Source organism: Streptomyces sp. NPDC002206 (genome assembly GCF_053593595.1).
Window position 1 is genome coordinate 103,681 of sequence record NZ_JBSFCW010000010.1, and the last position, 23,550, is coordinate 127,230.

Annotated in this window: 20 protein-coding genes and 1 pseudogene; 11 read left to right on the top strand and 10 right to left on the bottom strand. The window is 68.9% G+C overall.

From position 1 onward, the window contains the following. Positions 1–65 precede the first annotated feature (65 nt). Positions 66–527, bottom strand: coding sequence for a MarR family winged helix-turn-helix transcriptional regulator (locus tag ACWCP8_RS20360; protein ID WP_352268023.1), 462 nt, complete (start codon positions 525–527; stop codon positions 66–68). A gap of 85 nt (positions 528–612) precedes the next feature. Between ACWCP8_RS20360 and ACWCP8_RS20365 the strand changes: the two genes are divergently transcribed. From ACWCP8_RS20365 to ACWCP8_RS20380, 4 genes are all read left to right on the top strand, one after another. Beyond that, the gene (locus ACWCP8_RS20365; protein ID WP_352268025.1) at positions 613–1,173 is read left to right on the top strand and encodes an NADPH-dependent FMN reductase; all 561 of its coding nucleotides are present in this window, start codon (positions 613–615) and stop codon (positions 1,171–1,173) included. Positions 1,174–1,438: 265 nt separating this feature from the next. Next, the gene (locus ACWCP8_RS20370; RefSeq protein WP_352268026.1) at positions 1,439–2,626 is read left to right on the top strand and encodes a CE1758 family FMN-dependent luciferase-like monooxygenase; all 1,188 of its coding nucleotides are present in this window, start codon (positions 1,439–1,441) and stop codon (positions 2,624–2,626) included. Positions 2,627–2,777: 151 nt separating this feature from the next. Beyond that, positions 2,778–3,494 carry a CE1759 family FMN reductase gene (locus tag ACWCP8_RS20375; RefSeq protein ID WP_451117276.1) on the top strand — a complete coding sequence of 239 codons (717 nt, stop codon included), beginning with the start codon at positions 2,778–2,780 and terminating at the stop codon, positions 3,492–3,494. A gap of 4 nt (positions 3,495–3,498) precedes the next feature. Then, positions 3,499–3,630: a hypothetical protein gene (locus ACWCP8_RS20380; RefSeq protein WP_451117278.1), complete on the top strand. Its 132-nt coding sequence runs from the start codon at positions 3,499–3,501 to the stop codon at positions 3,628–3,630. Positions 3,631–3,798: 168 nt separating this feature from the next. On the opposite strand, the pseudogene ACWCP8_RS20385 reads toward ACWCP8_RS20380, so the two are convergent. The 5 genes and pseudogenes from ACWCP8_RS20385 to ACWCP8_RS20405 all read right to left on the bottom strand — a co-directional run. Then, positions 3,799–4,476: pseudogene (locus tag ACWCP8_RS20385) on the bottom strand (HAD family hydrolase); the annotation flags it as partial. 104 nt (positions 4,477–4,580) lie between these two features. Further along, entirely contained in the window at positions 4,581–5,663 is a 1,083-nt protein-coding gene (locus ACWCP8_RS20390) for an ABC transporter ATP-binding protein (RefSeq protein WP_451117280.1), read from the bottom strand. Positions 5,664–5,671: 8 nt separating this feature from the next. Further along, entirely contained in the window at positions 5,672–6,505 is an 834-nt protein-coding gene (locus tag ACWCP8_RS20395; protein ID WP_352268031.1) for an ABC transporter permease, read from the bottom strand. Beyond that, on the bottom strand, positions 6,493–7,398 hold the full coding sequence (locus tag ACWCP8_RS20400; RefSeq protein WP_351267640.1) for an ABC transporter permease: 906 nt from the start codon (positions 7,396–7,398) through the stop codon (positions 6,493–6,495). The genes ACWCP8_RS20395 and ACWCP8_RS20400 overlap by 13 nt, the downstream gene beginning before the upstream one ends. 8 nt (positions 7,399–7,406) lie before the next feature. Next, positions 7,407–8,561, bottom strand: coding sequence for an ABC transporter substrate-binding protein (locus ACWCP8_RS20405; protein WP_352268033.1), 1,155 nt, complete (start codon positions 8,559–8,561; stop codon positions 7,407–7,409). Between the two features lie 235 nt (positions 8,562–8,796). Here ACWCP8_RS20405 and ACWCP8_RS20410 point away from each other — a divergent pair, with 235 nt between their 5' ends. Continuing rightward, entirely contained in the window at positions 8,797–9,621 is an 825-nt protein-coding gene (locus tag ACWCP8_RS20410; RefSeq protein ID WP_352268034.1) for a GntR family transcriptional regulator, read from the top strand. A gap of 631 nt (positions 9,622–10,252) precedes the next feature. Beyond that, positions 10,253–12,313, top strand: coding sequence for a phosphocholine-specific phospholipase C (locus ACWCP8_RS20415; RefSeq protein ID WP_451117283.1), 2,061 nt, complete (start codon positions 10,253–10,255; stop codon positions 12,311–12,313). Between the two features lie 106 nt (positions 12,314–12,419). Here the strand turns inward: ACWCP8_RS20415 and ACWCP8_RS20420 are convergent, their stop codons facing one another. Next, entirely contained in the window at positions 12,420–12,989 is a 570-nt protein-coding gene (locus tag ACWCP8_RS20420) for a hypothetical protein (protein ID WP_451117285.1), read from the bottom strand. A 210-nt stretch (positions 12,990–13,199) separates the two neighbouring features. Further along, complete coding sequence (locus tag ACWCP8_RS20425) at positions 13,200–14,519, bottom strand: acyltransferase family protein (RefSeq protein WP_451117287.1); 1,320 nt, start codon at positions 14,517–14,519, stop codon at positions 13,200–13,202. A gap of 302 nt (positions 14,520–14,821) precedes the next feature. Here ACWCP8_RS20425 and ACWCP8_RS20430 point away from each other — a divergent pair, with 302 nt between their 5' ends. The 4 genes from ACWCP8_RS20430 to ACWCP8_RS20445 all read left to right on the top strand — a co-directional run bounded on the left by ACWCP8_RS20430 (position 14,822) and on the right by ACWCP8_RS20445 (position 19,798). Continuing rightward, positions 14,822–17,287 carry an ATP-dependent Clp protease ATP-binding subunit gene (locus ACWCP8_RS20430; RefSeq protein WP_451117289.1) on the top strand — a complete coding sequence of 822 codons (2,466 nt, stop codon included), beginning with the start codon at positions 14,822–14,824 and terminating at the stop codon, positions 17,285–17,287. Between the two features lie 247 nt (positions 17,288–17,534). Beyond that, positions 17,535–18,605, top strand: a complete 1,071-nt coding sequence (locus tag ACWCP8_RS20435; RefSeq protein ID WP_352268038.1) for a mechanosensitive ion channel family protein — start codon at positions 17,535–17,537, stop codon at positions 18,603–18,605. Further along, the gene (locus ACWCP8_RS20440; protein WP_451117291.1) at positions 18,602–18,739 is read left to right on the top strand and encodes a hypothetical protein; all 138 of its coding nucleotides are present in this window, start codon (positions 18,602–18,604) and stop codon (positions 18,737–18,739) included. Before ACWCP8_RS20435 ends, ACWCP8_RS20440 begins: the two co-directional genes overlap by 4 nt. A 159-nt stretch (positions 18,740–18,898) precedes the next feature. Next, positions 18,899–19,798, top strand: coding sequence for a YihY/virulence factor BrkB family protein (locus tag ACWCP8_RS20445; RefSeq protein WP_382842137.1), 900 nt, complete (start codon positions 18,899–18,901; stop codon positions 19,796–19,798). An 84-nt stretch (positions 19,799–19,882) separates the two neighbouring features. Here the strand turns inward: ACWCP8_RS20445 and ACWCP8_RS20450 are convergent, their stop codons facing one another. After that, a complete protein-coding gene (locus ACWCP8_RS20450; protein WP_451117293.1) occupies positions 19,883–20,959 on the bottom strand; it encodes a glycerophosphodiester phosphodiesterase family protein in 1,077 nt (358 codons plus the stop codon). A 544-nt stretch (positions 20,960–21,503) separates the two neighbouring features. Between ACWCP8_RS20450 and ACWCP8_RS20455 the strand changes: the two genes are divergently transcribed. Further along, the gene (locus tag ACWCP8_RS20455; protein WP_352268044.1) at positions 21,504–21,992 is read left to right on the top strand and encodes a GNAT family N-acetyltransferase; all 489 of its coding nucleotides are present in this window, start codon (positions 21,504–21,506) and stop codon (positions 21,990–21,992) included. A gap of 271 nt (positions 21,993–22,263) precedes the next feature. Here the strand turns inward: ACWCP8_RS20455 and ACWCP8_RS20460 are convergent, their stop codons facing one another. After that, complete coding sequence (locus ACWCP8_RS20460) at positions 22,264–23,547, bottom strand: cation:proton antiporter domain-containing protein (RefSeq protein WP_352268045.1); 1,284 nt, start codon at positions 23,545–23,547, stop codon at positions 22,264–22,266. Positions 23,548–23,550: the final 3 nt, after the last annotated feature.

Consider the following 23,550-nt stretch of genomic DNA (forward strand, 5'->3'; position numbering starts at 1 on the left):
CCCCGAGCGCCTTCCCCTGGGCGTCCCGATGATCGCCGCCCCGACCGGTCAGGGTGTTCGTGGGGTCAGGGTGCGGTCGCCACGCGTTGGAGTGCGGCGGCAAGTGCGGCGAGGTCGTGGCCGGCGAGGTTGTCGAGGACGTGCCGTCGGACGCTGGCCAGGTGGGCGGGCCAGGCTTCCCGCAGACGGGCGAAGCCGTCGTCGGTGAGGACGGCGTTCCATCCGCGTAGGTCTTCCTGGCACTTGGCTCGTTGGATGAGTCCCTGCTTTTCGAGGCGGTTGACGACGCGGGTCATTCCGCTGAGGGACAGGTTGCAGGCAGCGGCGAGTTCGCTCATCCGCATCCGGTGGTGGGGAGCCTCGGACAGGAACATGAGGGGGGTGTACTCGGAGAGGGGAAGCGCTCCATCACGGACCATGTCCGCGTCCACCAGTCGTGGCAGCGCCGTCATGACATTGCCCAGGGCGCGCACGACCATTTCCTCGGTCTGGTCCAGGGGGCGCAGGGCCTGTTCGTCGTGGGGCATGCCTCACAGTCTATCTCCTTGACAAGGCAAGGACCCGAACCTTTACTTGACTCGGCAAGTACATATACAAGCAAAGGTGCAAAAGATGACAAAGATTGGCATCATCCTCGGCAGCACGCGCCCCGGACGTAACGGCGAGGCCGTCGCCCACTGGGTGCACGGGCTGGCCACGGCTCGCACCGACGCGGAGTACGAACTCGTCGACCTGCTGGACTACAAGCTGCCGCTGCTGGATGAGGTCTACCCGCCTGCGATGGGTCAGTACAGCCAGCCGCACACGCAGGAGTGGGCCGCGAAGATCGCCTCGTTCGACGGCTTCGTCATCGTGACCCCCGAGTACAACCACTCGGTGCCCGGCGCCCTGAAGAACGCCATCGACTTCCTGGCCGCCGAGTGGGCCAACAAGTCAGTCGGCTTCGTCAGCTACGGCTCCACCGGCGGCACCCGCGCCGCGGAGCACCTGCGCCTGATCGCCGGTGAGCTGCAGATGGCGGACGTCCGCTCCCAGGTGGCGCTCTCCCTGTTCACCGACTTCGAGAACTTCAGCGTCTTCAAGCCCGCCGACATGCACCGCGACGCCCTCACCACCACCCTCGACCAGGTCGTCGCCTGGAGCAACGCCCTCGCTCCGCTGCGCGCCAGCTGACGCGCGGCATCACGAGGCGCCGCCCACAATGCCCCGCACCTGCGTCCGACGCCGGTGCGGGGCTCAGGGGCTGCGCCACCCTTTCGACCGCTATGGGAAATGCCAGACCCGCCGGTGTCGGGGCACCCGATCACGATCGGACCGGACACGTTCGGTGACGTGACCCACGACGCCCAGGGCCGGCCGCTGTCGCGCGGCGAGAAGATCCGCAAACCGGTGGCGAAGGGGTGTCCTCGCGCAGGGACAACGCAGAAAGGCGGACAGTATGCAGTTCGGAATCTTCACGGTCGGCGACATCGCACCCGACCCGGTCACTGGCTACACCCAGAGCGAGGCGGAACGCATCAGCAACGTGGTGCGAGTGGCGCAGCGGGCCGACGAGGTCGGCTTGGATGTGTTCGCGCTCGGCGAGCACCACAATCCCCCCTTCGTCCCGTCCTCGCCCACCACCCTGCTGGCACACATCGCGGCGCTGACCGAGCGCATCATCCTCAGCACCTCGGTCACGCTCATGACCACGAATGACCCGGTGAAGATCGCCGAGGACTACGCCATGCTCCAGCACGTGGCGAAGGGACGGCTCGATCTCATGGTGGGGCGTGGCAACACGGTGCCGGTCTATCCGTGGTTCGGAAAGGACATCCGGCAGGGCGTGGCTCTCGCTCTGGAGAACTACAACCTGTTGCACCGGCTCTGGCGGGAGGATGTCGTGGACTGGGAGGGCACCTTCCGCACCCCGTTGCAGGGCTTCACCTCGACCCCACGCCCCTTGGACGATGTGCCGCCCTTCGTCTGGCACGGCTCGATCCGCACGCCCGAGATCGCCGAGCAGGCCGCTTACTACGGCAACGGGTATTTCGCCAATCACATCCTGGCGCCAAACCTGCACTTCAAGCCGCTCGTGGACTTCTACCGCGCACGTTTCGAGCACTACGGGCACGGCACGAAGGAACAAGCAATCGTCGGTCTCGGCGGGCAGGCGTTCATCGCCCGACGCTCCCAGGATGCCGTGAACACCTTCCGCCCGTACTTCGAGGAGTACCCGGTTTTCCGGGGGAGCTCGCTCGATGACTACATGGCCCGCACACCCCTGAGCGTCGGCAGTCCGCAGGAGGTCATCGACAAGACCCTCACTTTCCAGGAGGGTTTCGGCGACTACCAGCGCCAGCTCTTCGCGCTCGACGGCATGGGCCTGCCCGTCGAGATGGCGCTCGAGCAGGTCGAGTTGCTCGGAACCGAGGTCGTCCCGGTGCTCCGCAAGGAGATGGCCGGCAGGCGCGCCCCTGGAGTGCCCGACGCACCCATCCACGGCACCCGGGTCACGGAGAAGTACGGCGATGCCGAACCACGGCAGCCGCGCCCGAACCCGAACCGCGGCGACAACCTCTCCGGCGCGTCCCCGTACCAGGACAGCGACCCGAGCGTCGAGGCTCACTTCCCGTCGGCCGTGTGACCAGGGCAGCCAGCCTTTCGACTCGCGATCGAGGCGTGGGAGGCCTTCTTCCGGGCGAGGTGCTCCGCGACCTCGGCCACGCGCACCTCGAAGCCGCCGAGCACGAAACAACGACCTCCACCGCACCGAAGGAAGAGGAAAGGAACCACGCATGAGCCTCAACACCTCCAACCTGCACGATTCCGCCGAACCGGACGGGCCCTTGCGCCTCGTCGTCGTCAGCGCTGGTGTGAGCGACCCCTCGTCCACCCGCCTTCTCGCGGATCGCACAGCGCAAAAAGTTCTCGACCTGCTCCTCGAATCCGACAGGCCCGCGACCGTCGGTGTCATCGAGCTCGGATCGCTCGCGGTCGACATCGCCCAGGCGATCGTCTCCGGATTCCCCGGCGAGCGCCTCAAGACCGCGTTCGCACGCCTTGCCGCTGCCGACGCCGTTATCGCCAGCACACCCGTCTACAAGGCCGGTATCAGCGGACTGTTCAAGTCTTTCGCCGACATCCTCGACAACGACCTGCTCATCGCCAAACCGGTTATCCTCGCCGCCACCGCGGGCACGTCCCGGCACGCCATGGTTGTCGACGAGCAACTCCGGCCCCTGTTCGCCTTCCTGCGCGCGCTCCCCGTGCCCACCTCCCTCTTCGCCGCACCGGAGGACTGGGGGCAGGCCGCGCTCGGCGACCGGATCCAGCGCGCCGCCACCGAGCTCGTGCTCCTGCTGCGCAGCGGCGTCGGCCGGTCGATCGCGGACGGCGCCTGGACCGGCTACCAACACCAGTTCGGCGGGAACGCCACCCGCGCCGAACACAGCGCCGACGACGTCGACTTCACCACCGACCTCATGCGACTCGCCGCCGGCGGAACACCCTGAGATCGTGAATGCCTTCCGATGGGGCGCCGAGCGGGAACTCCGCCGCCCAACGCCCGACGGCCTCGCCGTTACCCCTGCCGCCCCGGCCGACCTGCGGCTGCGGCTGCTGGAACCGCGGTACGAGAGCGCCTGGTGACGGAGCATCGCGTCAACTACGTACCAGGGCAAGTACGGAGGCGTCGCTTTGCCGGGCGGTCCAGGGCACACCGCCACGCCGTCCTCAACGGGCCGGGATTCTCAGGAGGCGCGTCCCCTGACCCGGCGTCGGCTCGGTGAGCGCACGCGGCCCCGGCACCCCGGCGCCCACCAGCGCACTCAGCAGCCCCAAGGACGCCTCCTCCAGGCTCCCGAGAACCGTGCGCCGGTCCGCCGGTTCGATGGGTGCGACGGACGGAACTACGAGGACGTGGCAGCCCGCAGCCTCCGCCGAGGCGACACCCGTGGGAGTGTCCTCCACGGCCACGCAGGCGGCCGGGGCCACACCCAGGGCTTGGCAGGCGGCGAGGTACGGGTCGGGGTCGGGTTTTGTGCGGAGCGTGTCGTCGGCGGTGACCGTGGTTGTGAACCGGCCCGCGCCCAAGGCCTCCAGGGCCTTCACGACGGTGTCGGCGACGTGCCGCGGCGAGGCCGTGACGAGGGCGGTGGGAACGCCCTCGCTGCGCAGCGCCACGAGCAGTTCGACTGCGCCGGGGCGCGGCACGACGTCGGCGCGCACCCGGGCCGCGAACTCCCGGTGGAGCTCAGCGGCGACCGCGTCGACCGACGCGCCGGCGGCCCGGCCCAGTGCCTTCGCCGTGTGCTCCACGGGGCGGCCCAGGACATCGGGCTGGTCGGCCTCCGTGAGCGCGTACCCCAACCCGGCAGCCACCTCGTCGACGGCCCCCCACCACAGCTGCTCGGTATCCACGAGGGTGCCGTCCATGTCGAACAGCACGGCCTCCAGCAGGAGTGGCTGGACGGGCGTGGTGCGGGGGTGCTTCACAAAGGTCTCTTTCGGCCGGTCGACGTAGGACGGGTGCTGACGTGCTGCAGGGCAGTACGCCCGCAGACGTCCTGCGGGCATTCGGATGCGGCGGGCGCCGGGGCTCAGTGGCGTCGCTCCGCGACCAGCACCGGCCGGTCCGGGAGCGTCACGGTTACGGTGGAGCCCGGGGCGAGTACCGCCGCCTCGTGCGTCCGCAGGTCGGCCTTGACCTCGGTGCCGTCGGCGAGGCGGACGGTGACGCGGGTGACGGCGCCGAGAAAGGCGGTGGCGACGACCCTGGCGTTGCCCATGTCGTCCGCGGCAAGCCGTACGGCTTCGGGTCGTACGAGGACGTCCACGTCGTTGCCCTCGCCCGGGTCGCCGTCCACGGGCAGCCGTCGTCCCAGGACCGCCACCGTCGTGCGCTCGGCGTCGAGGACGCCCGGGATCCGGCTCATGGTGCCGACGAACTCGGCGACGAACGCGGTGGCGGGCCGCGCGTACAGCTCGGCGGGGGCCGCGCACTGCTCGAGCCGCCCCGCACGCATCACGGCGACGCGGTCGGCCATCGAGAGTGCCTCTTCCTGGTCATGCGTCACAAAGAGTGTGGTGATGGCGAGTTCCTGCTGCAGGCGACGGATCTCCTCGCGGAGGGTCAGCCGTACCTTGGCGTCGAGCGCGGACAGCGGTTCGTCGAGCAGCAGGACCCGCGGGCGCAGCGCGAGCGCGCGGGCGAGCGCGATGCGCTGCTGCTGCCCGCCGGAAAGCTGGTGCGGGAAGCGTTCACCCGTGTCCCCGAGGCCTACCAGCTCCAGCAGCTCGGCGGCGCGGGCGCGCCGCTCGGCCGTACGAACCTTGCGCATACGCATCCCGAACGCGACGTTGTCGAGCGCGCTGAGGTGCGGGAAGAGGCTGTACGACTGGAAGACCATCCCGGCGTCACGGCGGTGGGCCGGCACCCGGGTCACGTCCTCGCCGTCGACGAGTGCCTCGCCGGAGTCCGGGTGTTCGAACCCGGCGAGCACGCGCAGTGCGGTGGTCTTGCCGCAGCCGGACGGGCCGAGCAGGGCGAGGAGTTCTCCGGGCCGCGCGGTCAGGTCGAGGCCGTCGAGGGCGACGGTCGCGCCGAACTTGCGGCGCATGCCACGGAATTCGACGGTTGCGGCGCCGGTCGTGGCGGCCTTCTCCAGCGTGGTGATCGTCATGGTGGGGGTCATCCCTGGGAGGCGGTACGGGAGGGGGCGCGGCGGCCGCCGAGGGTGGCGACCGCCAGGAGGAGTGCCCAGGTCAGGAACAGGCTGAGCACGGACACGGCGACGGACATCTGGGCCTGGGAGCCGCCGATGCTGTAGATCCACACGGCGAACGGCTGGAAGCCGAGGAGCTGGGCGACCGTGAACTCCCCCAGTACGAGTGCCAGCGTCAGGAACGCCGCGTTCAGCAGCGCGCCGCGAAGGTTCGGCAGCACGGCGCGGACGAGGGCCTGGGGCCAGCCCGCGCCGCAGCTGCGGGCGGCCTCGACGAGCGTACGCACGTCGACGGCGCGCAGCCCCGCGTCGAGGGCACGGTGGACGAACGGCAGAGCCATCACGACGTAGGCGAGGACGAGCACGATCGGGAAGTCCGGGTTCTGGAGCGCGACGAACGTCTGGAAGAGTGGCGTCGTCGCGAGGTACTCGGGACCCCACTTGAGGACCGTTCCGATCCCGGCGACGAACGCGATCGGCGGGACGATCAGCGGCAGCGAGCAGATGACCTCGACCACGGGCCGCAGCCGGGGTGCGCCGAGCCGCAACGCGACCATGGCGGGCACCATCAGCAGCAGAACGACGGCGATCGTGGCGGCGGCCAGTTCGAGAGAGAGCACCAGGCTGGGCAGGAAGCCCTCGGTGCCGAGGATCCGCGCGTACGCGTCGACGTTCAGGCCCTGACCCGGCACGTCGACCGTGAAGATCACGGAGGCTGCCAGCGGCACCAGGAAGTAGAGCCCGGCGACGGCAAGGACCGCGGCCCGCCCGGGGCGGAAGGTGGTGTTCAGGCGAGCCATCGCGCGCTCCGTCGTTGCAGGGGCAGGTACACGGCCATCACCAGGCCCGCGACGAGGACCATGTCGAGGCTGAGTGCCAGAGCCACGTTCTCCTGGCCGACCAGGACGTTGCCGGAGATGGCGTCGGCAATCTGCAGGGTGACCAGCGGCACCGAGCTGCCGACCATCGCGGCGGCAGTGGCGTAGGCGGCGAACGCGCTGCCGAACAGCAGCACCAGACCACCGAGCAACGACGGCGCGAGCACCGGGAGGGCGACGTGCCGCCAGTACTGGGCATGTGTGGCGCCATTGTTCCGGGCGGCCTCGCGCCACTGGGAGCGCAGCCCGTCGAGGGCGGGCGTGATGGTGAGGACCATCAGCGGGATCAGGAAATAGAGGTACGTGAGGGTCAGGCCCCAGAAGCTGTACAGGGTCCAGCCCGCGTCGGCGAGGCCCAGGTGCGTTGTGAGGACACCGGAGTTGCCGAGCGTCGCGACGAAGGCGAACGCGAGCGGGACGCCGCCGAAGTTCGCGAGCACCCCGGAGGCGGTGAGTACGGCCTCGCGCAGTGCGCGGAAGCGGGAGACCACCACGGCCTGGGCGAGCAACAGCCCGAGGAGCATGGCGATGGCCGCCGAGACGGCGGACAGCTTGACGCTGCCCAGGAGCGCTGTCAGATAGGCGCCGTGCAGCGACGCGGTCAGATTGGCGGTGGTGTAGGACGTGGCGCCGGTGGCCGGGTCCTTGACGGTGAAGGCGCCGTTCAGCATGGCCAGGGCCGGGATCCCGAAGGCGATCGCCACGAAGACGAGCAACGGAACGACGGCGAGCCACCCGGCGCTCCGGCGCCGCCGCCCCGAGGCAGCGGCGCCGGGCGCAGCGACGACGGGGGGCGGCGCGGAAGTGACAGTCATGCCGGAGGTCATCCCGAGACGGCCTTGCCCCAGCCCTGGGCGATGACGCCCTTGGCCTTGTTCTGCTGGGCCTCGGTCGGGAACGTGACCGCGCCGGAGACCTCGGGCAGCTTGGCGGCGGCGTCCTTGTCGAGCGTCCCCGCCTTCTCCATGGCCGGCATCAGCGCCGGGCGGGCGTAGCCCTTGAGCCAGAGGTTCTGGCCCTCGACGCTGTACAGGTACTCCTGCCAGAGGCGGGCGGCGGCGGGGTGCGGCGCGTCCTTGGTGACGGCCTGCGAGTAGTACTGCGCGTACCGGCCGTCGGACGGGACGGAGACCTTCCAGTCGACGCCCTTGCCCTTGAACTCGTCGGCATAGCCGGCGTTGAGGTAGTCCCAGTCGATACTGATGGGCGTCTCGCCCTTCTCGACGGTCGCCGGGGTCGACTCGACCGGCGTGTAGTTCCCGTTCTTCTTCAGCTCGGCGAAGAAGTCCAGTCCCGGCTGGACATCGTCGAGGGAACCGCCGTTCGCCAGCGCCGCCGCGTAGACGCCGCCGAACGCGGAGCCGGACTTGGTCGGGTTGCCGTTGAGCGCGACCTGGCCCTTGTACTCGGGCTTGAGGAGGTCCTTGAAGGTGGTGGGGCAGTGCTTGACGCGCTTGGCGTCGCAGCCGATGGAGACGTAGCCGCCGTAGTCGTTGTACCAGCGCGCCTGCGGGTCCTTCTGCGCGGCCGGGATGTCATCGTACGAGGCGACCTTGTACGGCGCGAACAGTCCCTGCTGGGCCCCGCTCAGGGCGAACGAGCTGCCCAGGTCCAGCACGTCGGGGGCACGGTCCTGGCCCTTGCGCGAAGTGACCGCATTGATCTCGTCCTGGCTGCTGCCGTCGGGGTTCTCGACCTCGATCTTGATGCCGTACTTCTTGGTGAAGCCGTCGATCAGCGCGCCGTAGTTGGCCCAGTCGCGGGGCAGAGCCATGGCGTGCAGCGTGCCCTCCTTCTTCGCCGCGGCGACGAGGGCGTCCATGCCGCCGAAGTCGGTCGCGGAGGTAGCGGTCGCGGCCTTCTTGCCGTCCGGTGTGGTGGCGGACTGGCTGGTGGCTGCGCCACAGGCGCTGAGGCTGAGTGCGGCGACGGCGAGGCCGCCGGTGAGAACGGCGATCCTGGACAGGGGCAACGTCACGATCTCTCCTGGTGTGGCGCCCCGGGCGGAGATTCTCGCCGGGGCTCGACAGAGAACTTGTTTGAACAAGTTGACCTCAGTAGGCACGCCCTCCATGTCGCCTCGGTGAACAAAGGGGCAACTGCGAACGCCACTCTTCTGGACACTCGCCGGATGCCCTCCAGGAGAACGGCCCCCTTCCCGTTCTCGTCTACGCTGGTTCACCTGCACACAGCGCACAGCACGAGAGGGGATCATGGCAGCCCGACACGAGGAGATCGCCGAGGAGTTGCGCCGGGCGATCGATCGCGAGGAGTACGCGGTGGGCAGCCGACTGCTCCCGGAGACAGAACTCGCTGCACGCTACGGCGTCTCGCGCGGCACCGTCCGCCAGGCCGTCGCCGCCCTGACGTCGGAGGGTCTGATCGGGTCCCGGCAGGGCGCGCGGCGCGTGGTGCTCGCCAGCCGCCGCAATCAGAGCTTCGCCGAGCTGCGCAGCTTCGCCCAGTGGGCGCGCGCGATGGGCCGCACGGCGACGGGCCGGGTGGTGTCCTCGCAGTACCGCCCCACGACCGACCAGGACTCGGTACGCCTCCAGATGCCGGTCGGCGCACCTGTGCTCCACGTCCTGCGGCTGCGCAGCCTGGACGGGGAACCGGTGCTGCTGGAACGGACGGTGTACGCGGACTGGATCGCCCCGGCTGTCGAACGCATCGAGGCGGACTGCCCATCAGTGACGCAACGGCTGTTCGAGGACTCGGGGTTGGTCTTCGCGTACGGCGAGCATCTGATCGACGCGGTCGCGGCGGGAGCGCAGGACGCCGAACTGCTGGGCGTGCGCCGGACGAGTCCGCTGCTGCGGGTGCGCCGGGTCACGACCACCCGCGAGGGCCGCCCCGTCGAGTGGTCCGACGACCGGTACTGCTCCGACGCGGTGAGCTTCAGCGTCCACAACTCGATCGGCAACAACGCGCTGGCCCGTCGGACCGGCCCGGGCGCGACGCCGGCGAGCCCGGCGAAGACAGCCGGGGGCCGCCGACCCGGGGCCGCACCGGATCTCGGCCTCCGGGCCCAGGCATGACCGTAACCGTCCCGCCTGCCCTGCCACGCCTGGCACGCGCACGCGCTACCGCACTCGCGCGCCGATTCGCCCCGTAGAAGCCACCGGTAGGCGCAGGCACCCAACCCGTCCGCCGGCACGTGGACCGGCTCGCCCCGAGAGGAGCGACGTGGTGCAGGTGACCTGTCCCGTCTCATCGGCAGCGAAACTGCACGAGAACTCAGCTCACCCAAGGCCTCCTCAAAGCTGCCCAGGAACGCGGCGATCCCTGCTGCCGGCCTTCGTCCGAGGTTCGCAGCGTGTAGCGAGGTGCGGATGACGTTCACCCCGGCCTGATTCGCCGACGAACAGAGCCCACACGCTGCGCTCCACCCAGTGGGCGGGGGTCAAGCGCGACGGATCGGTGACCGGAGCCAGGACCGACAGCGTTTTGCGCCGCGCGCTGTGGCCGGGGACAACAGCCGTGCCCTGGTGGGGTGTTCCCGGCGTTCGACACGCTTCGACTCGGTCCGCCCTGCCCCCGGTCACGGGCCGGGTTGGGACAGGTTTCCCGAATGGTTCGCTTATCCGCCGCCACTTGTTTGAACAAGTTGGGAAATGCTGGCCGCTGCACTCTTTACGGCCCACGGATTTTCCGGGAGACATGCTCTTCATGAATGCCATAGACCGCAGACGGTTCATGCAACTTGCGGGCGGCACCGCTGCTCTGTCCGCTCTGTCCACCAGCATCGCTCGCGCGGCGGAGATCCCCGCGCACCGCAGGACGGGCTCCATCAAGGACGTCGAGCACATCGTCGTCCTGATGCAGGAGAACCGTTCCTTCGACCACTACCTCGGCGCGCTGCGTGGCGTTCGGGGCTTCGGGGACCCGCGCCCGGTGACACTGCCGAGCGGTAAGCCGGTCTGGCACCAGTCGGACGGTACCAAGGAGATCCTGCCCTTCCACCCGGACGCCAAGGACCTCGGCCTGGCCTTCCTGGAGGACCTGCCGCACGGCTGGAACGACACCCAGGCCGCCTTCAACAAGGGCAAGTACGACAAGTGGATCCCGGCCAAGTCCGCCACGACGATGGCGCACCTGACCCGTGAGGACATACCGTTCCACTACGCGCTCGCCGACGCCTTCACGGTCTGCGACGCCTACCACTGCTCGTTCATGGGCTCCACCGACCCGAACCGCTACTACATGTGGACGGGTTACACCGGCAACGACGGCAAGGGCGGCGGCCCGGTCCTCGGCAACGACGAGGCGGGCTACGCCTGGACCACGTACCCGGAGCGGCTGGAGAACGCCGACGTCTCCTGGAGGATCTACCAGGACATCGGCGACGGCCTGGACGCGGACGGCGGCTGGGGCTGGATCGGGGACGCCTACCGAGGCAACTACGGCGACAACTCGCTGCTGTACTTCGACCAGTACCGCAACGCCAAGCCCGGCGACCCGCTGTACGACAAGGCCCGCACCGGCACCGACGCACGCAAGGGCGAGGGCTTCTTCGACATCCTCCGTGCCGACGTGAAGGCCGGCAAGCTGCCCGAGGTCTCGTGGATCGTCGCGCCCGAGGCCTTCACCGAGCACCCGAACTGGCCCGCCAACTACGGCGCCTGGTACATCTCGCAGGTTCTGGACGCTCTCACCTCCAACCCCGATGTGTGGAGCAAGACAGCGCTGTTCATCACCTACGACGAGAACGACGGCTTCTTCGACCACGTCGTGCCGCCCTTCCCGGCCGGCTCGGCCGCACAGGGCAAGTCCACCGTCGACGTCAGCGGCGACCTGTACGCGGGCGACAGCGGCCGCCCGGCGGGGGCGTACGGCCTGGGTCAGCGCGTCCCGATGTTCGTGGTGTCGCCGTGGAGCAAGGGCGGCTACGTCTGCTCCCAGACCTTCGACCACACGTCGATCATCCAGTTCATGGAGCGCCGCTTCGGCGTGACGGAGCCCAACATCTCCCCCTGGCGCCGTGCCGTCTGCGGTGACCTGACCACGGCGTTCGATTTCCGGCACAAGGACAGCCACACGCCGCACCTGCCCGACACCACCGCCTACCTGCCGCCGGACGGTGACCGGCACCCCGACTACGTGCCGACGCCGCCGGCCAAGGGCGCGCTGCCCCGCCAGGAGCACGGTCTGCGCCCCGCCCGCCCCATCCCGTACGACCTCGCTGCCGATGGCAAGGTCGGCGCCGCGGGCTCGCTGCGGATCGACTTCGCCTCCCACGGCAAAGCCGGCGCCGGCTTCCTGGTCACCTCCGCGACGGACGCCTCCGGCCCGTGGACGTACACCGTCGGTTCGGGGCACTCGCTGTCCGGCGTCTGGAACCTCTCAGCGAACTCGCACGGCGTCTACGACTTCACCGTCCATGGCCCCAACGGCTTCCTGCGCCAGTTCGCCGGCAAGGTCACCGCCGCAGGCCCTGAGGTCGGTGCCCGCCACGACAGCAAGGACGAAGCCGTGCGCCTCGTCCTGGCCAACGACGGCCACAGCACCGTCACGCTCACGATCAAGGACGAGTACGGCAAGCACAAGCCGGCCACCTACCGGCTGCGCCCCGGCGCCCACGTGGTGCACTCGGCCAGGACCGAGCGCACCCATGGCTGGTACGACCTGACCGTGACCGCCGACCACGACGGCACCTTCGTGCGCCGCCTTGCCGCCCACGTGGAGAGCGGCAACGCGAGCACCAGCGACCCGGCCTTCTCCGCCCGCTGACCCCGCTCGCCCGTTCCGGCCGCGGCCCGGTACCACCGGACCGCGGCCGACGCCGCTCCACCAGCCGTCGCCTGAGGGGACGTGTCGGTCCGTCTCCGCGCGGCGGTCACCCGGCGCTCCATTCGGACTCCGGCCATGCGTACTCGTCGAAGCCGGCCGGGAGCTTCCCGCACGGGGTGTAGACACTGACGGCGAGCGTCCCGGTGGGCTCGTACCAGTCCACGGCGACCATGTCGTCGGTGTCCGGATACTCGAAGCGGAACCCCATCTCGGAGACGTTCTCGCCGGTGAGCCTCCAGCCCTCGCGCTCCAGCCGTCGGCGTACGCGCTCCTGACCGGCACGGGCGGTACTTCGCGGGACGTCCGTCACCCGCCACTCGAGACCAAAGCTGCGCACGTCGCTGCGGCCTTCGTCGATGTGGGCGATGGACCGCAGCCCCCGGTAGTAGCACGTGCCCGTTTCCACACCACTGGAATTCACGCCAGGCCGTCCAGGCAGCGCCACTTCCTCGTACACCCGCTGAGCCTCTCCCTTGAGCCGTACCGCAACCTGGTCGGGCACAACCGCCGGATACGGCTCTCCCTCCCACACCCGGTGACCGACCACGGACACGCCCACGGCCAGCAGAGTGCCGGTGAGCCACAGAACCGAAGGAACGGAGCACTTCCTCAGCATCCGCTGCTCCCTCCCCCTACCCAACGGGCCGTCGGACAGCAGACACCCGACAACACAACGGCGAAATCACTGGTGAGACCCCGAACCGAGCACATGAACCGGACGGTAGAAGACCACGACCACCCCGCACCTGAGGGCAACTACTCATACCTGCATGAGTAGTTGCCCGGCCGGCATGACAACGGACACGGATGCCGACCCAACATGGCGTCAGGCAGCCTTCCTCAAGGTGCTCTTGGACTCATCGGTGGTTTGGTGCACCGTCGTCCGTCGGCTGGCCATCACCAGCGTCGTGCCCACCGCCAGGCTCAGCGCGGGCAGCACAGGAAAGCGACCGCCATATGCGAAGCCCCGCATGGCGAACCAACTCAGAGCGGCAACGCTTGTCGCCAGGCCGAGCCACAGCGGCCAGGGGCGGCGCAAGCCGATGTCCGGCCGGATTCGCTCGTACAGAAGCGCCTGCCGGCGCTCCAGCGGCCGCAGCGCCAGAAGAACACCGACCAGGACAACGCCGAGAACCAGCAGCCAGGGCACCCGCAGCCCCCACCATGCCGCGGACCCGAACGCGGGCTCGGGCGCGATCCCGGTCAGGTAGAACGCGGCGGCGACGACCAGCACCGGCAGCATGTGCCACAGGTACAGCGTCATGCTGGCGGCGCCCACATGGCGCACCGCCCACCACACACGCTCGCGGTCCAGAAGCCGCCGAACCGCCGGCGCGGCGAGCAGACACAGGCCGACCTGGGCCACTGCCCACGCCAGCATGGCCGCCGACGGCGGATCGGTGTTGCTGGGGTTCTGCCCGGTCACCAGGATCAGGCTGACCGGGAACGGCCCGAGCGTGATCAGCGCCGCGAAGGCCAGTCCCCCGCCCGCCGCCATCGCGACCGGCACCCGCCGACGCCCCGTCAGCAGGCCGTCGCGCCAGCAGAAGCCCAGCTGGTAGGCCACGCCCCACACCAGCACATAGTTGAGCAGACCGACGTACGGCACCCGTACCGCCAACGTCAACGCACCGGCCGCCAAGGCGGCCGCTCCCATCGCCACGGGAACGAGCAGACCCCAGCGCCGGTGCGCCGCGTGCAGCGGCGGAGTCAGGGCGCTGAGGAGCAGATACACCGGCAGGAACCAGAACTGCATCGCCATCGCCCACCCCACCAACGCGAGGGTGTCCGGGTCCACGCCGACAGCCGAGCAGATCCCGATGGTGAGCAGCACCAGCCCGCTGTACACAGCCGTCGGAAGGAGTAGCCGCAACGCCCGCCGTCCCACCCACCCGGCGGCCGTACCACCCGTCTCACGGGCCCGCAACCAGGAGCCACCCGCTGCGTGGCCCCCGGCCAGGAAGAACAACGGCATGATCTGGAACCCCAACGTCAGCCACTGGGTCCAGGGAATGGTCGCCAGCAGCTCCGGCGCGGTGATCTGCCCACCGGGTCCCGGGACCAAGGCGGTGATCAGCCAGTGCCCCACCACCACCAGGACAATGGCCCACGCGCGCATGAAGTCGACATAGCGGTCTCTGCTCATGCGTCGTCATGCTGTCGCAGAGCCGATGGAACCACGGTGGAAAGTCGAGACCGCAACCAATTCGTACTCGGTACGACATCACTCCCGTGTCAGGGATCCGCGATGCAATTACTTCGTACGGTAGTTGTCGGCTGGCAGCACTTGCGATCCGTGGCCGGTCGCTCACGCGGGCTCGCCGTCATGCCTGATCTCCTCCGGTCGCATGATGGCCCCTCCTGGCGAAGACTGGACGTGTACGGGCAATCGACGACAGCAGGGGGCACGCGGTCGTGTGGCGCCCGCGGCAGCCCGCGCCGGATCGGGTGAGCACTGTGACGTCTTCTCCCTTCGGGTCAGGCGACCCGTTTTCCGACCTTTTCGATCGCTTCTTCGGAATGAGCCCGGCGGCCTCTCCACCCGCCGTACAACGCGTGCCCATCGGCCGACTCCTCAGTGACTCCTCGCACGAACTGCTGGCGGCTGCCGGCGCCCGGGCCGCGGAGGACGGGTCCGACCTGGCCACCGAGCATCTGCTGTGGGCCGCCACGCAGGTGGCGCCGGCCCGCCGCCTGCTGGAACAGGCCGGCGTCGACCCGGACAAGCTGGCGACAGACGTGCAAGAGCTACTGCCCTCAGGCAGCGGGAACGGGGAGCCCGCCCTGACGCCTTCCGCGAAACGGGCTCTGCTGGCCGCTCACGCTCGGTCCCAGGCAAGCGGCGCTTCGTACATCGGCCCCGAGCACATCCTCAGTGCGCTGCTGGAGGAACCGAGTTCCGATGCCGCGCAGATGCTGCGTTCCGAGGGGACTTCCCCGCAGACGCTGCGTGAGGGCATCGGCGGTCAGCGGTCCGCGGCCGACGGGCACAGCAGTACCCCGACCCTCGACGACTACGGGCGTGATCTGACCGACGAGGCTCGCAGCGGGCGGCTCGATCCCGTCGTCGGCCGGGCCGACGAGATCGAGCAGACCGTGGAGATCCTCTCCCGCCGGTCCAAGAACAATCCCGTGCTCATCGGCGACCCCGGCGTCGGGAAGACCGCCATCGTGGAGGGGCTGGCACAGCGGATCATCTCCGGTGACGTGCCCAAGGCCCTGCAGGACAGGCGGGTCGTCTCACTCGACATGGCCGGACTCGTCGCAGGCTCCAAGTACCGCGGCGAATTCGAGGAGCGGCTCAAGAAGGTGATCGACGAGGTCACGGCTGCGGAGAAGAACATCATCCTGTTCATCGACGAACTGCACACCATGGTCGGCGCCGGGAGCGGGGGCGAGGGCGCCATGGACGCCGGAAACATCCTCAAGCCCGCCCTGGCCCGCGGAGATCTCAGTCTCGTCGGCGCGACCACCATCGACGAGTACCGCAAGAACATCGAGAAGGACGCCGCCCTCGAACGCCGATTCCAGCCCGTGATGGTGCCCGAGCCGACCGTGGACGAGACCGTCGAGATCCTGCGCGGGCTGCGCGACTCGTACGAGGCGCATCACCAGGTGCGTATCACCGACGAGGCCATCGACGCCGCGGCCGCGCTGTCCGACCGCTACGTCACCGACCGCTTCCTGCCCGACAAGGCCATCGACCTCCTCGACCAGGCGGGAGCGCGGGTGGCGCTGCGCGGCGTGAGCGGCAGCACCGAGGCCGCCGAGCTCGAGGACCGGCTCACCATGCTGAACCGGGAGAAGGACGAAGCGGTCAGCAACGAGGACTTCGAGCGCGCGGCCGAGCTCAAATCGCTCCTCCAGGAGACGGAGCACCGGCTCGCCGATCTCGGCGGGGAGCGGCCCGAGGTCGCCGACGTCACCGCCGAGGACATCGCCGAAGTACTGTCCAGGCGCACCGGCATTCCCGTCTCGCAGCTCACCGAGACCGAGCGCGAGCGGCTCATGAAACTCGAAGAGGCGCTGCACAAGCGCGTGATCGGGCAGGACGAGGCGGTCACCGCCGTGGCCCAGGCCGTACGTCGCGGCCGCGCGGGCTTGGGTGACCCCGGCCGCCCCACCGGCAGCTTCCTCTTCCTCGGCCCCACCGGCGTCGGCAAGACCGAACTCGCGAAGGCGGTCGCAGAGTTGCTGTTCGGCGGCGAGGACCGAATGGTCCGCTTCGACATGAGCGAGTTCCAGGAGAAACACACCGTCTCCCGGCTCGTCGGATCACCGCCTGGATACGTCGGCTACGAGGAAGCCGGACAACTCACCGAGGCGGTGCGCCGCAAGCCCTACTGCGTCCTGCTCTTCGACGAGGTGGAGAAGGCCCACCCGGATGTCTTCAATCTGCTGCTCCAGGTCATGGACGACGGGCGGCTCACGGACGCACAGGGCCGCACGGTCGACTTCCGCAACACCGTGATCATCATGACCAGCAACATCGCGTCGAAGCACATCCTGGACCACTCGGGCTCGGTCGACGAGATCAGGGACGACCTCATGGCCGAGCTGCGGGCGCATTTCCGGCCCGAATTCCTCAACAGGATCGATGAGATCGTGGTCTTCCACGCCCTGACCCGGAAGGATCTGATCCGGATCGTCGACCTGCTGCTGGAGCGCAGCCGCCGCAGACTGCACGCGCAGAAGATCGACCTGGAGGTCACCGAAACGGCCAAGGAGCTGCTGGTCAACCGGGGCTACCAGCCCGAGTTCGGCGCCCGCCCGCTGCGCCGCACGATTCAGTCCGAGCTGGACAACCGGCTGTCGAACATGCTGCTCGACGGGGCGCTCAACCCCGGCGACACAGTCGTCTGCGGCGCCCAGGACGGCGAGCTCGTCTGCACCGTCGACGGCCCGGAGGGCTGAGGAGCCTGCCGGCGTATCGGCCTGCTTCCACTGTTGGATGCCACGCCCGATGTGCCCTCGTGTCCCCCTGGGTCATCACACGGGGTACCGAGGCCGCGTGCCGCCCCGCCCGCCGGATGCGGCAGGATGGAAGGTCGTTTCGGATCCGAGAATCAAGCAGGTATCACAAGGTGACAACAGATCACATACGGCGCCCGGCAACGGATTGCGCCGCCGGACCGCTCCTCCTCTCGACGGGAGGCAACCGGTGAACCGGGCACTCACGCTCCATGACCTGATCGTCGCCGGGGTCATGGTGGCCGCCGGTGTCCTGGCAGGACTGCTGCTGCGCGCCGCCCTGCGGTGGCTGGGAGAGCGTGCCCGCAGGACGCGGTGGAGCGGGGACGACGTCATCGTCGATGCTCTGCGGACCCTGGCGCCCTGGGCTGCGCTGGCTACGGGCGTCGCAGCGGCCGCCGCGGTGCTTCCGCTGACCTCGCAGGTCGGACGCAACGTCAACCGGACGCTGACCGTGCTGCTCATCCTGGCAGCCACACTCACCGCGGCCCGGGTGATCACCGGTCTGGTGAGGTCCGTCGCCCAGTCCCGGTCCGGTGTGGCCGGGTCGGCCACCATCTTTGTCAACATCACGCGCATCGTGGTCCTGGCGATGGGCTTTCTCGTCGTACTGCAGACCTTGGGCGTCTCCATCGCCCCGCTCCTCACCGCACTGGGCGTGGGCGGCCTCGCGGTCGCTCTGGCGCTGCAGGACACGCTCGCCAACCTGTTCGCGGGCGTGCACATCCTCGCCTCGAAGACGGTGCAGCCAGGCGACTACATCCGGCTGAGCAGCGGCGAGGAAGGGTACGTGGTCGACATCAACTGGCGTAATACCGTGGTACGTCAGCTGTCGAACAACCTGGTGATCATCCCCAACGCCCAGCTCGCCGGCACCAATATGACCAACTTCAACCGGCCGGAACAGCAGATGTCGGTGCTGGTCCAGGTCGGAGTCGGCTACGACAGCGACCTGGAGCACGTCGAGCGCGTGACCGCCGAGGTCGTCGAGAGCGTCATGACCGACATCGCCGGCGGCGTCCCCGACCATGAACCGGCCGTCCGGTTCCACACCTTCGGGGATTCCAGGATCAATTTCACGGTGATCCTTCGGGCCGGTGAGTTCAGCGACCAGTACCTGATCAAGCACGAGTTCATCAAGCGTCTGCACCAGCGCTACCGGGCCGAAGGCATCAAGATTCCCGCGCCGATGCGGACGGTGGCGGTGCAGCAGGGCGAGACGCCGGTGCCGATCCCACACCAGCGCACCGTCGGTTTGTGAGCTGCCCCAAGTCCCGGCAACCGGTCGAGGGCGCCCGGTCCTGGAGCTCGCCGCCGGCCTGCGCGGTCGTCCGGATCTCGCAGGCCGTCGCCTTCGAGAACGCAGTAGTGGTGCTGAGAGCTGTCATCGACTGACCTCCGCCGCCACGCTCCGGGACGCGACGGGTGTACGGCTCGGCGACGGAGGCAGAAGCGGAAGTGGTAGCAAGGACGTCCATACACCGGGGGATCCGCTGCCTCCCCCGGCGCCGCCAGGCCGCGCCGCGCCTGACCACGTCCCCCGGAGAACCAGCCGTGCCGAGCAAGACCACCGCAACCGCCGCCGGACGCGTCCCGCGCCAGGCCGGCCCCGCAGGGCGGGCCGCCCACTGGCGGTCCGCCCTGTGCCGCACCCCTGTGTCGATCTGGAAGGACGACCTCTCGGACTGGGCCGCCGCCCTGACGTACTACGCCATCCTCGCTCTGCTCCCGGCGCTGCTGGTCACCGTCGCTCTGATCGGCCTGGCCAATCCCCGGGCCACCGACGCGCTGATCACCGATATCACCGCGTTCGCCCCGGCCGAGTCCGGAGCCGCGCTGCGCCAACCGCTGGAGGCCGCGACACACGAACGCGGCGCCGTGTGGCTGCTGATCGCGACGGGGACCGTCAGCGCCGTGTGGTCCGCCTCCAGCTATCTGGCCGTCTTCCGCAGGGCGCTGCATGCCCAGCACGGGGTGCGGGACAAACGGCCGGCGCTGCGCAAGGCCCACATCATCGTGGCCACCGCCGTGGGGCTTCTCCTGCTGCTCATGACCAGTGCGTTCGCCCTGGTGCTGACCGGACCGCTGGCCCGCTGGCTGGGGAACCGGCTGGGCCTGGCACATGCCAGTGAGACGCTGTGGGCGGTGCTGAAGTGGCCCGTCCTGGTGTTCCTGGTCGCCTGTCTGATCATGGTGCTGTTCCGTACCGGACCGGCGTCGGCCAGGGGGCTGCGGCGGGGGCTGCCCGGTGGGGTGCTCGCCGCGTTCCTGTGGCTGGTCGCCTCGGCCGGGTTCGCCCTGTACGCCACGCACATCGGCTCGTACAGCCGGCTGTACGGATCGCTCGCCGGGCTCGTCGTCTTCCTGATCTGGGTCTGGTTCACCAATCTGGCTCTGCTGGCCGGTGCCCAGTTCAACGTCGAACTGGCGCGGCCGACGCCGGGCCGCTCGTGACGGCGTCACCCGCGCGGGCTTTGTGACGGCGTACGCCCCGGAGCTGGGTGCTCCGGGGCGTATGCGTCCGTGGTGTGCCGGTCGTCAGTGACGCGGCGCGGGGTAGGCCTTGGGCAGGCGCATGCCGCGGTCGGCCATGATGTCCCGCACGCGGTTGGGGTAGTCGGTGATGATCCCGTCGATGCCCATGTCCATGAGCGCCTCGATGGTGGCGGGGTCGTCACAGGTCCACGGGATGACCTTCAGACCCCGCTCATGGGCCTCGGAGATCATCTTCTTGTCGGGGTAGAAGCGGAAGGCCGGGTCCGCGATCGTGCCGTTCTGCGGGAAACCGTAGTTCGGGGACAGCGCGGTGACACCGGGGACGGCGGCGGCAGCCTTGACGAAGTCGCCGTCGTAGTCGTCGGCGTCGATGCCACCGAGCCACGGGGAGGCGCCGTCCTTGCCGACCTGGAGGAAGTCGTAGTTCGTCAGCGCCACCAGCGGGTACGACGGCGCGAGCTTGTGCATCTCCTTCAGCGCCCCCCAGTCGAAGGACTGAATGGTGACCTGCTTCTCGATCCCGGAACGGTGGATCTCCTCGAAGACACGGCGGACGAACAGCTCGCGCGGTGCGGTCTGCTCGGGCGCGCCGGCCTCCACCTTGGTCTCGATGTTCAGCTTGACCTGCTTGGCCTTGTAGCTCTTGACCAGGTTGAGGACGTCCTTGAGCTCCACCATGCGGAAGCCCTTGATCTGCTCCTGCTCGGGGAAGCCGGGCAGCTGCTGGTAGCCGCAGTCCATGCTCTTGATCTGGGCCAGCGTCAGGTCCTTGATGTACTTACCGACATACGGGTACATCGGGTCACCGGGCGTCACCGGACCGGTGTCCTTGCACTTCTGGGCGCTGATCTGCCGGTCGTGGTTGACCACGACCTTCTGGTCCTTGGTGATGTGGGTGTCCAGCTCCAGGGTTCTCACACCGAGGCGCAGAGCCTTCCCGAAGCCCTCCAGGGACTCCTCGGTGGTCAGGCCGAGGCCGCCGCGGTGGGCCTGCAGGTCGAAATGAGTCTTCTGGGGCGGTACGTTCTGATTCTGCTGGACCGTGGCCGCCTGGGCGGTCGCCGGAACGGCGAGCACGGGCAGGACGGCTAGGCTGGCGACTGCATGCCGCAGGGACATCTATGCCTCGTCTATTTCGGGCGAACTGGACCATGCGAAACTAAGCCGCAAGCCCGGATCGCACGAAGCTCAGGCATGAGGTCATCGTGAACAACCGAGAAACGATCGCCCCTTCGGACTCCGTGGCAGGCAGAAAGTGCTGATGCTCCGGGCCCACGTGTGTGGCCTTGCAAGTCGGAGAGGCCATCCCTTCTCATCACCCGCCGGGCAGGCAGAGCGCTGCAGCGGAGCTTCCGCACGGGTCGCCAGCTTTTGAAGGTGGCCATCGCCCGCTCGTCGACGCACTGGATGCTCCGATCCGCGGTGGGCGACGAGGACGGGCATTGGCTCAACCAGCGGAGAACGGCCGGACTCGGTCGTTGTGATCCAAACGTCGGCGATTGATCGGAGCCGGGGCGGCGGGGCTCGTGTGCGGCGCCGACTTCGCGCGAATCGGGCTGGATGTGGGTGAGCGGGGCACGTAGTGTCGGCCTGCGCGGTAGCTGGGCCGAACAGCTGGTGCCCGTACCGGATCAGCTCATGGGCCCCAGGATGGATGACACGTATGAATCTTCTCCCTTTCGCCACCGCTCACGCTGCCATGGTGGCGGACTGGCCGACTGCTTCCGCGGAAGTCGTCATGTGGTGTGGGCGGCAGCAGTTCCCTGTGCCCGCACAGACGATTTCCGCGTGGCAGCAGGATGACGACGTTCAGGCTCATGTGCTCGTTGAGGGCGAGAAGCTCGTCGGTTACGGGGAACTGTGGTTCGACGCCGAGGAGGACGAGGTCGAGCTGGCTCGGATCATCGTGGCACCCGAGGCCCGCGGGAAGGGGCTCGGCCGTGTGCTCGTCCGGGGCCTGCTCGCGCAAGCTCACGAGTCGGGCTGTGCCGATGTCTTCATGCGCGTGCACCCGGACAACGAGAAGGCTCTGAGGTGCTATCTGGGGGCCGGGTTCGTGCCGGTCGCCCCTGGCCTGGCCGAGAACTGGAATGCCGCTCAGCCGGTCAATTATGTCTGGCTTCGGCACGAGGCCGAGAGATCGGGCGATTGAGCTACTGCAACTGAAGTCGTGATGCCGGGTTGGATCGGGGTGCTGAGACCCAGCCGGCGAGGGTCCCTGTCTCAACGGTGTTCCACGAACGCAAAGGGGCCGAGAAGAAGCCCCACGAGCAGCCTGTCGTCGCGCGCCGTCGCCTGAACATCCTGTGTGTACTCCTGCGCGACGGTCGCACCTTCGAGCGCAGGCCACCGACCCGTGCCGCCGGCCCTGGGCAAGGTGACCACATCCGGTCATGAGCCAGGCTTGACAACCGAATTGGGAATCAGTCGCTGAACCCCCTGCGTCTGGCTGCGTCTGCGCTGCCCGTGAGCCGACGGACACGGATGGCGTGCGGCGACAGTTCCGGCCGTTCAGCATCTCCGTCGGTCGTGGCTGCCCCGTAGCGTCGCGCGAGCGGCCCCGCGCTGAATCCGTGGGCTAGGACACTGAGCAGCACCGTGCAGATGAGCACGGGAAGGACTTGGTGTGTGACAGCCGGGGCAAGATCCTCGAGCGCGAGCAGGCCGAAGATGATCGTGGCCAGCCCCCGGGGGCCGAACCAGCCGACGAACAAGACCGTGGCACAGTCCATCCCCGTACCGAGCAGCGACAGGGCCACGGGCACCATCCGCACCACCGTCAGGCTCAGCACCGCGTAGAGCACGGCCTGCCACGTCATGTGCGGGACTGCGGCCGGAACCAGGACCGCCCCGAACAGCAGCCACACCAGCAAGGAGAGCACCGACGCCGACTGCTCGGTGAACAGCAGTTGCGACTGCGGCGCATCGCCGTAGGCGGTGCCGAAGGCCAGTCCGGCGACAAACGCCGCGACGAACCCGTTGCCGCCGATGGCGATGGAGGACAGATAGGACAGCAGGGCGAGGGCCAGTACGGCCGGGCCCGCAAACTCCTCGGCCGCCCAGCCCTTGCGCAGCGCCGACCGCAACAGCCACCCCCCTGCCAGACCGAGCGCCGAGCCGTAGGCGAGACCGACGGCGAGTTCCACGACCGCCTCGCCGCTGGCATCAGGGCCTGCGCCGGCGGCACTCGCGGCCCCGGCCAGCGCGACCACGACGACGGGGGTGGCGATGCCGTCGTTGAGGCCGCTCTCCACGTTGATCAAGCGGCGCACGCGCTCGGGCACCACGGGATCGGACATCATCGAGGCTCCGAGCGCTGCGTCGGTGGGGGCGAGCGCGGCGCCCACGAACATGGCGGCCCACCCGCTGACGCCGGGAAGGAGGCCGGATGCCAGTAGCGCCCCGAGCCCGATGCACAAGGGCAACCCGATCAACAGAAGCCTCAGGTAGATGCCGAGATCCGGTCGCAGAACCCGGAACGACAGCCGGGCCGCGTCGGCGAACAGGATCCAGGTCAGGCAGATCTCCGCCAGCCCTTTCACCGTCTCCCTGGACGGGGCCAGATCCATCGACCCCAGACATGTCGCCAGCACCAGACCCACCAGCACGAACACCGCCGGAGCGGTCAACTCGACCCGTTCCACCCGCTGCGAGCACAGGCCCCACAAGAACAGCAGCAACAGAACCAGCGAGACAGTTCCGCCCATCGA

Excerpts from the sequence above, each read along its gene's own strand:
- ACWCP8_RS20360 (WP_352268023.1), bottom strand. The coding sequence starts at position 527 with ATGCCCCACGACGAACAGGCCCTGCGCCCCCTGGACCAGACCGAGGAA.
- ACWCP8_RS20365 (WP_352268025.1), top strand. The coding sequence starts at position 613 with ATGACAAAGATTGGCATCATCCTCGGCAGCACGCGCCCCGGACGTAAC.
- ACWCP8_RS20370 (WP_352268026.1), top strand. The coding sequence starts at position 1,439 with ATGCAGTTCGGAATCTTCACGGTCGGCGACATCGCACCCGACCCGGTC.
- ACWCP8_RS20375 (WP_451117276.1), top strand. The coding sequence starts at position 2,778 with ATGAGCCTCAACACCTCCAACCTGCACGATTCCGCCGAACCGGACGGG.
- ACWCP8_RS20390 (WP_451117280.1), bottom strand. The coding sequence starts at position 5,663 with ATGACGATCACCACGCTGGAGAAGGCCGCCACGACCGGCGCCGCAACC.
- ACWCP8_RS20395 (WP_352268031.1), bottom strand. The coding sequence starts at position 6,505 with ATGGCTCGCCTGAACACCACCTTCCGCCCCGGGCGGGCCGCGGTCCTT.
- ACWCP8_RS20400 (WP_351267640.1), bottom strand. The coding sequence starts at position 7,398 with ATGACTGTCACTTCCGCGCCGCCCCCCGTCGTCGCTGCGCCCGGCGCC.
- ACWCP8_RS20410 (WP_352268034.1), top strand. The coding sequence starts at position 8,797 with ATGGCAGCCCGACACGAGGAGATCGCCGAGGAGTTGCGCCGGGCGATC.
- ACWCP8_RS20415 (WP_451117283.1), top strand. The coding sequence starts at position 10,253 with ATGAATGCCATAGACCGCAGACGGTTCATGCAACTTGCGGGCGGCACC.
- ACWCP8_RS20420 (WP_451117285.1), bottom strand. The coding sequence starts at position 12,989 with ATGCTGAGGAAGTGCTCCGTTCCTTCGGTTCTGTGGCTCACCGGCACT.
- ACWCP8_RS20425 (WP_451117287.1), bottom strand. The coding sequence starts at position 14,519 with ATGAGCAGAGACCGCTATGTCGACTTCATGCGCGCGTGGGCCATTGTC.
- ACWCP8_RS20450 (WP_451117293.1), bottom strand. The coding sequence starts at position 20,959 with ATGTCCCTGCGGCATGCAGTCGCCAGCCTAGCCGTCCTGCCCGTGCTC.
- ACWCP8_RS20455 (WP_352268044.1), top strand. The coding sequence starts at position 21,504 with ATGAATCTTCTCCCTTTCGCCACCGCTCACGCTGCCATGGTGGCGGAC.
- ACWCP8_RS20460 (WP_352268045.1), bottom strand. The coding sequence starts at position 23,547 with ATGGGCGGAACTGTCTCGCTGGTTCTGTTGCTGCTGTTCTTGTGGGGC.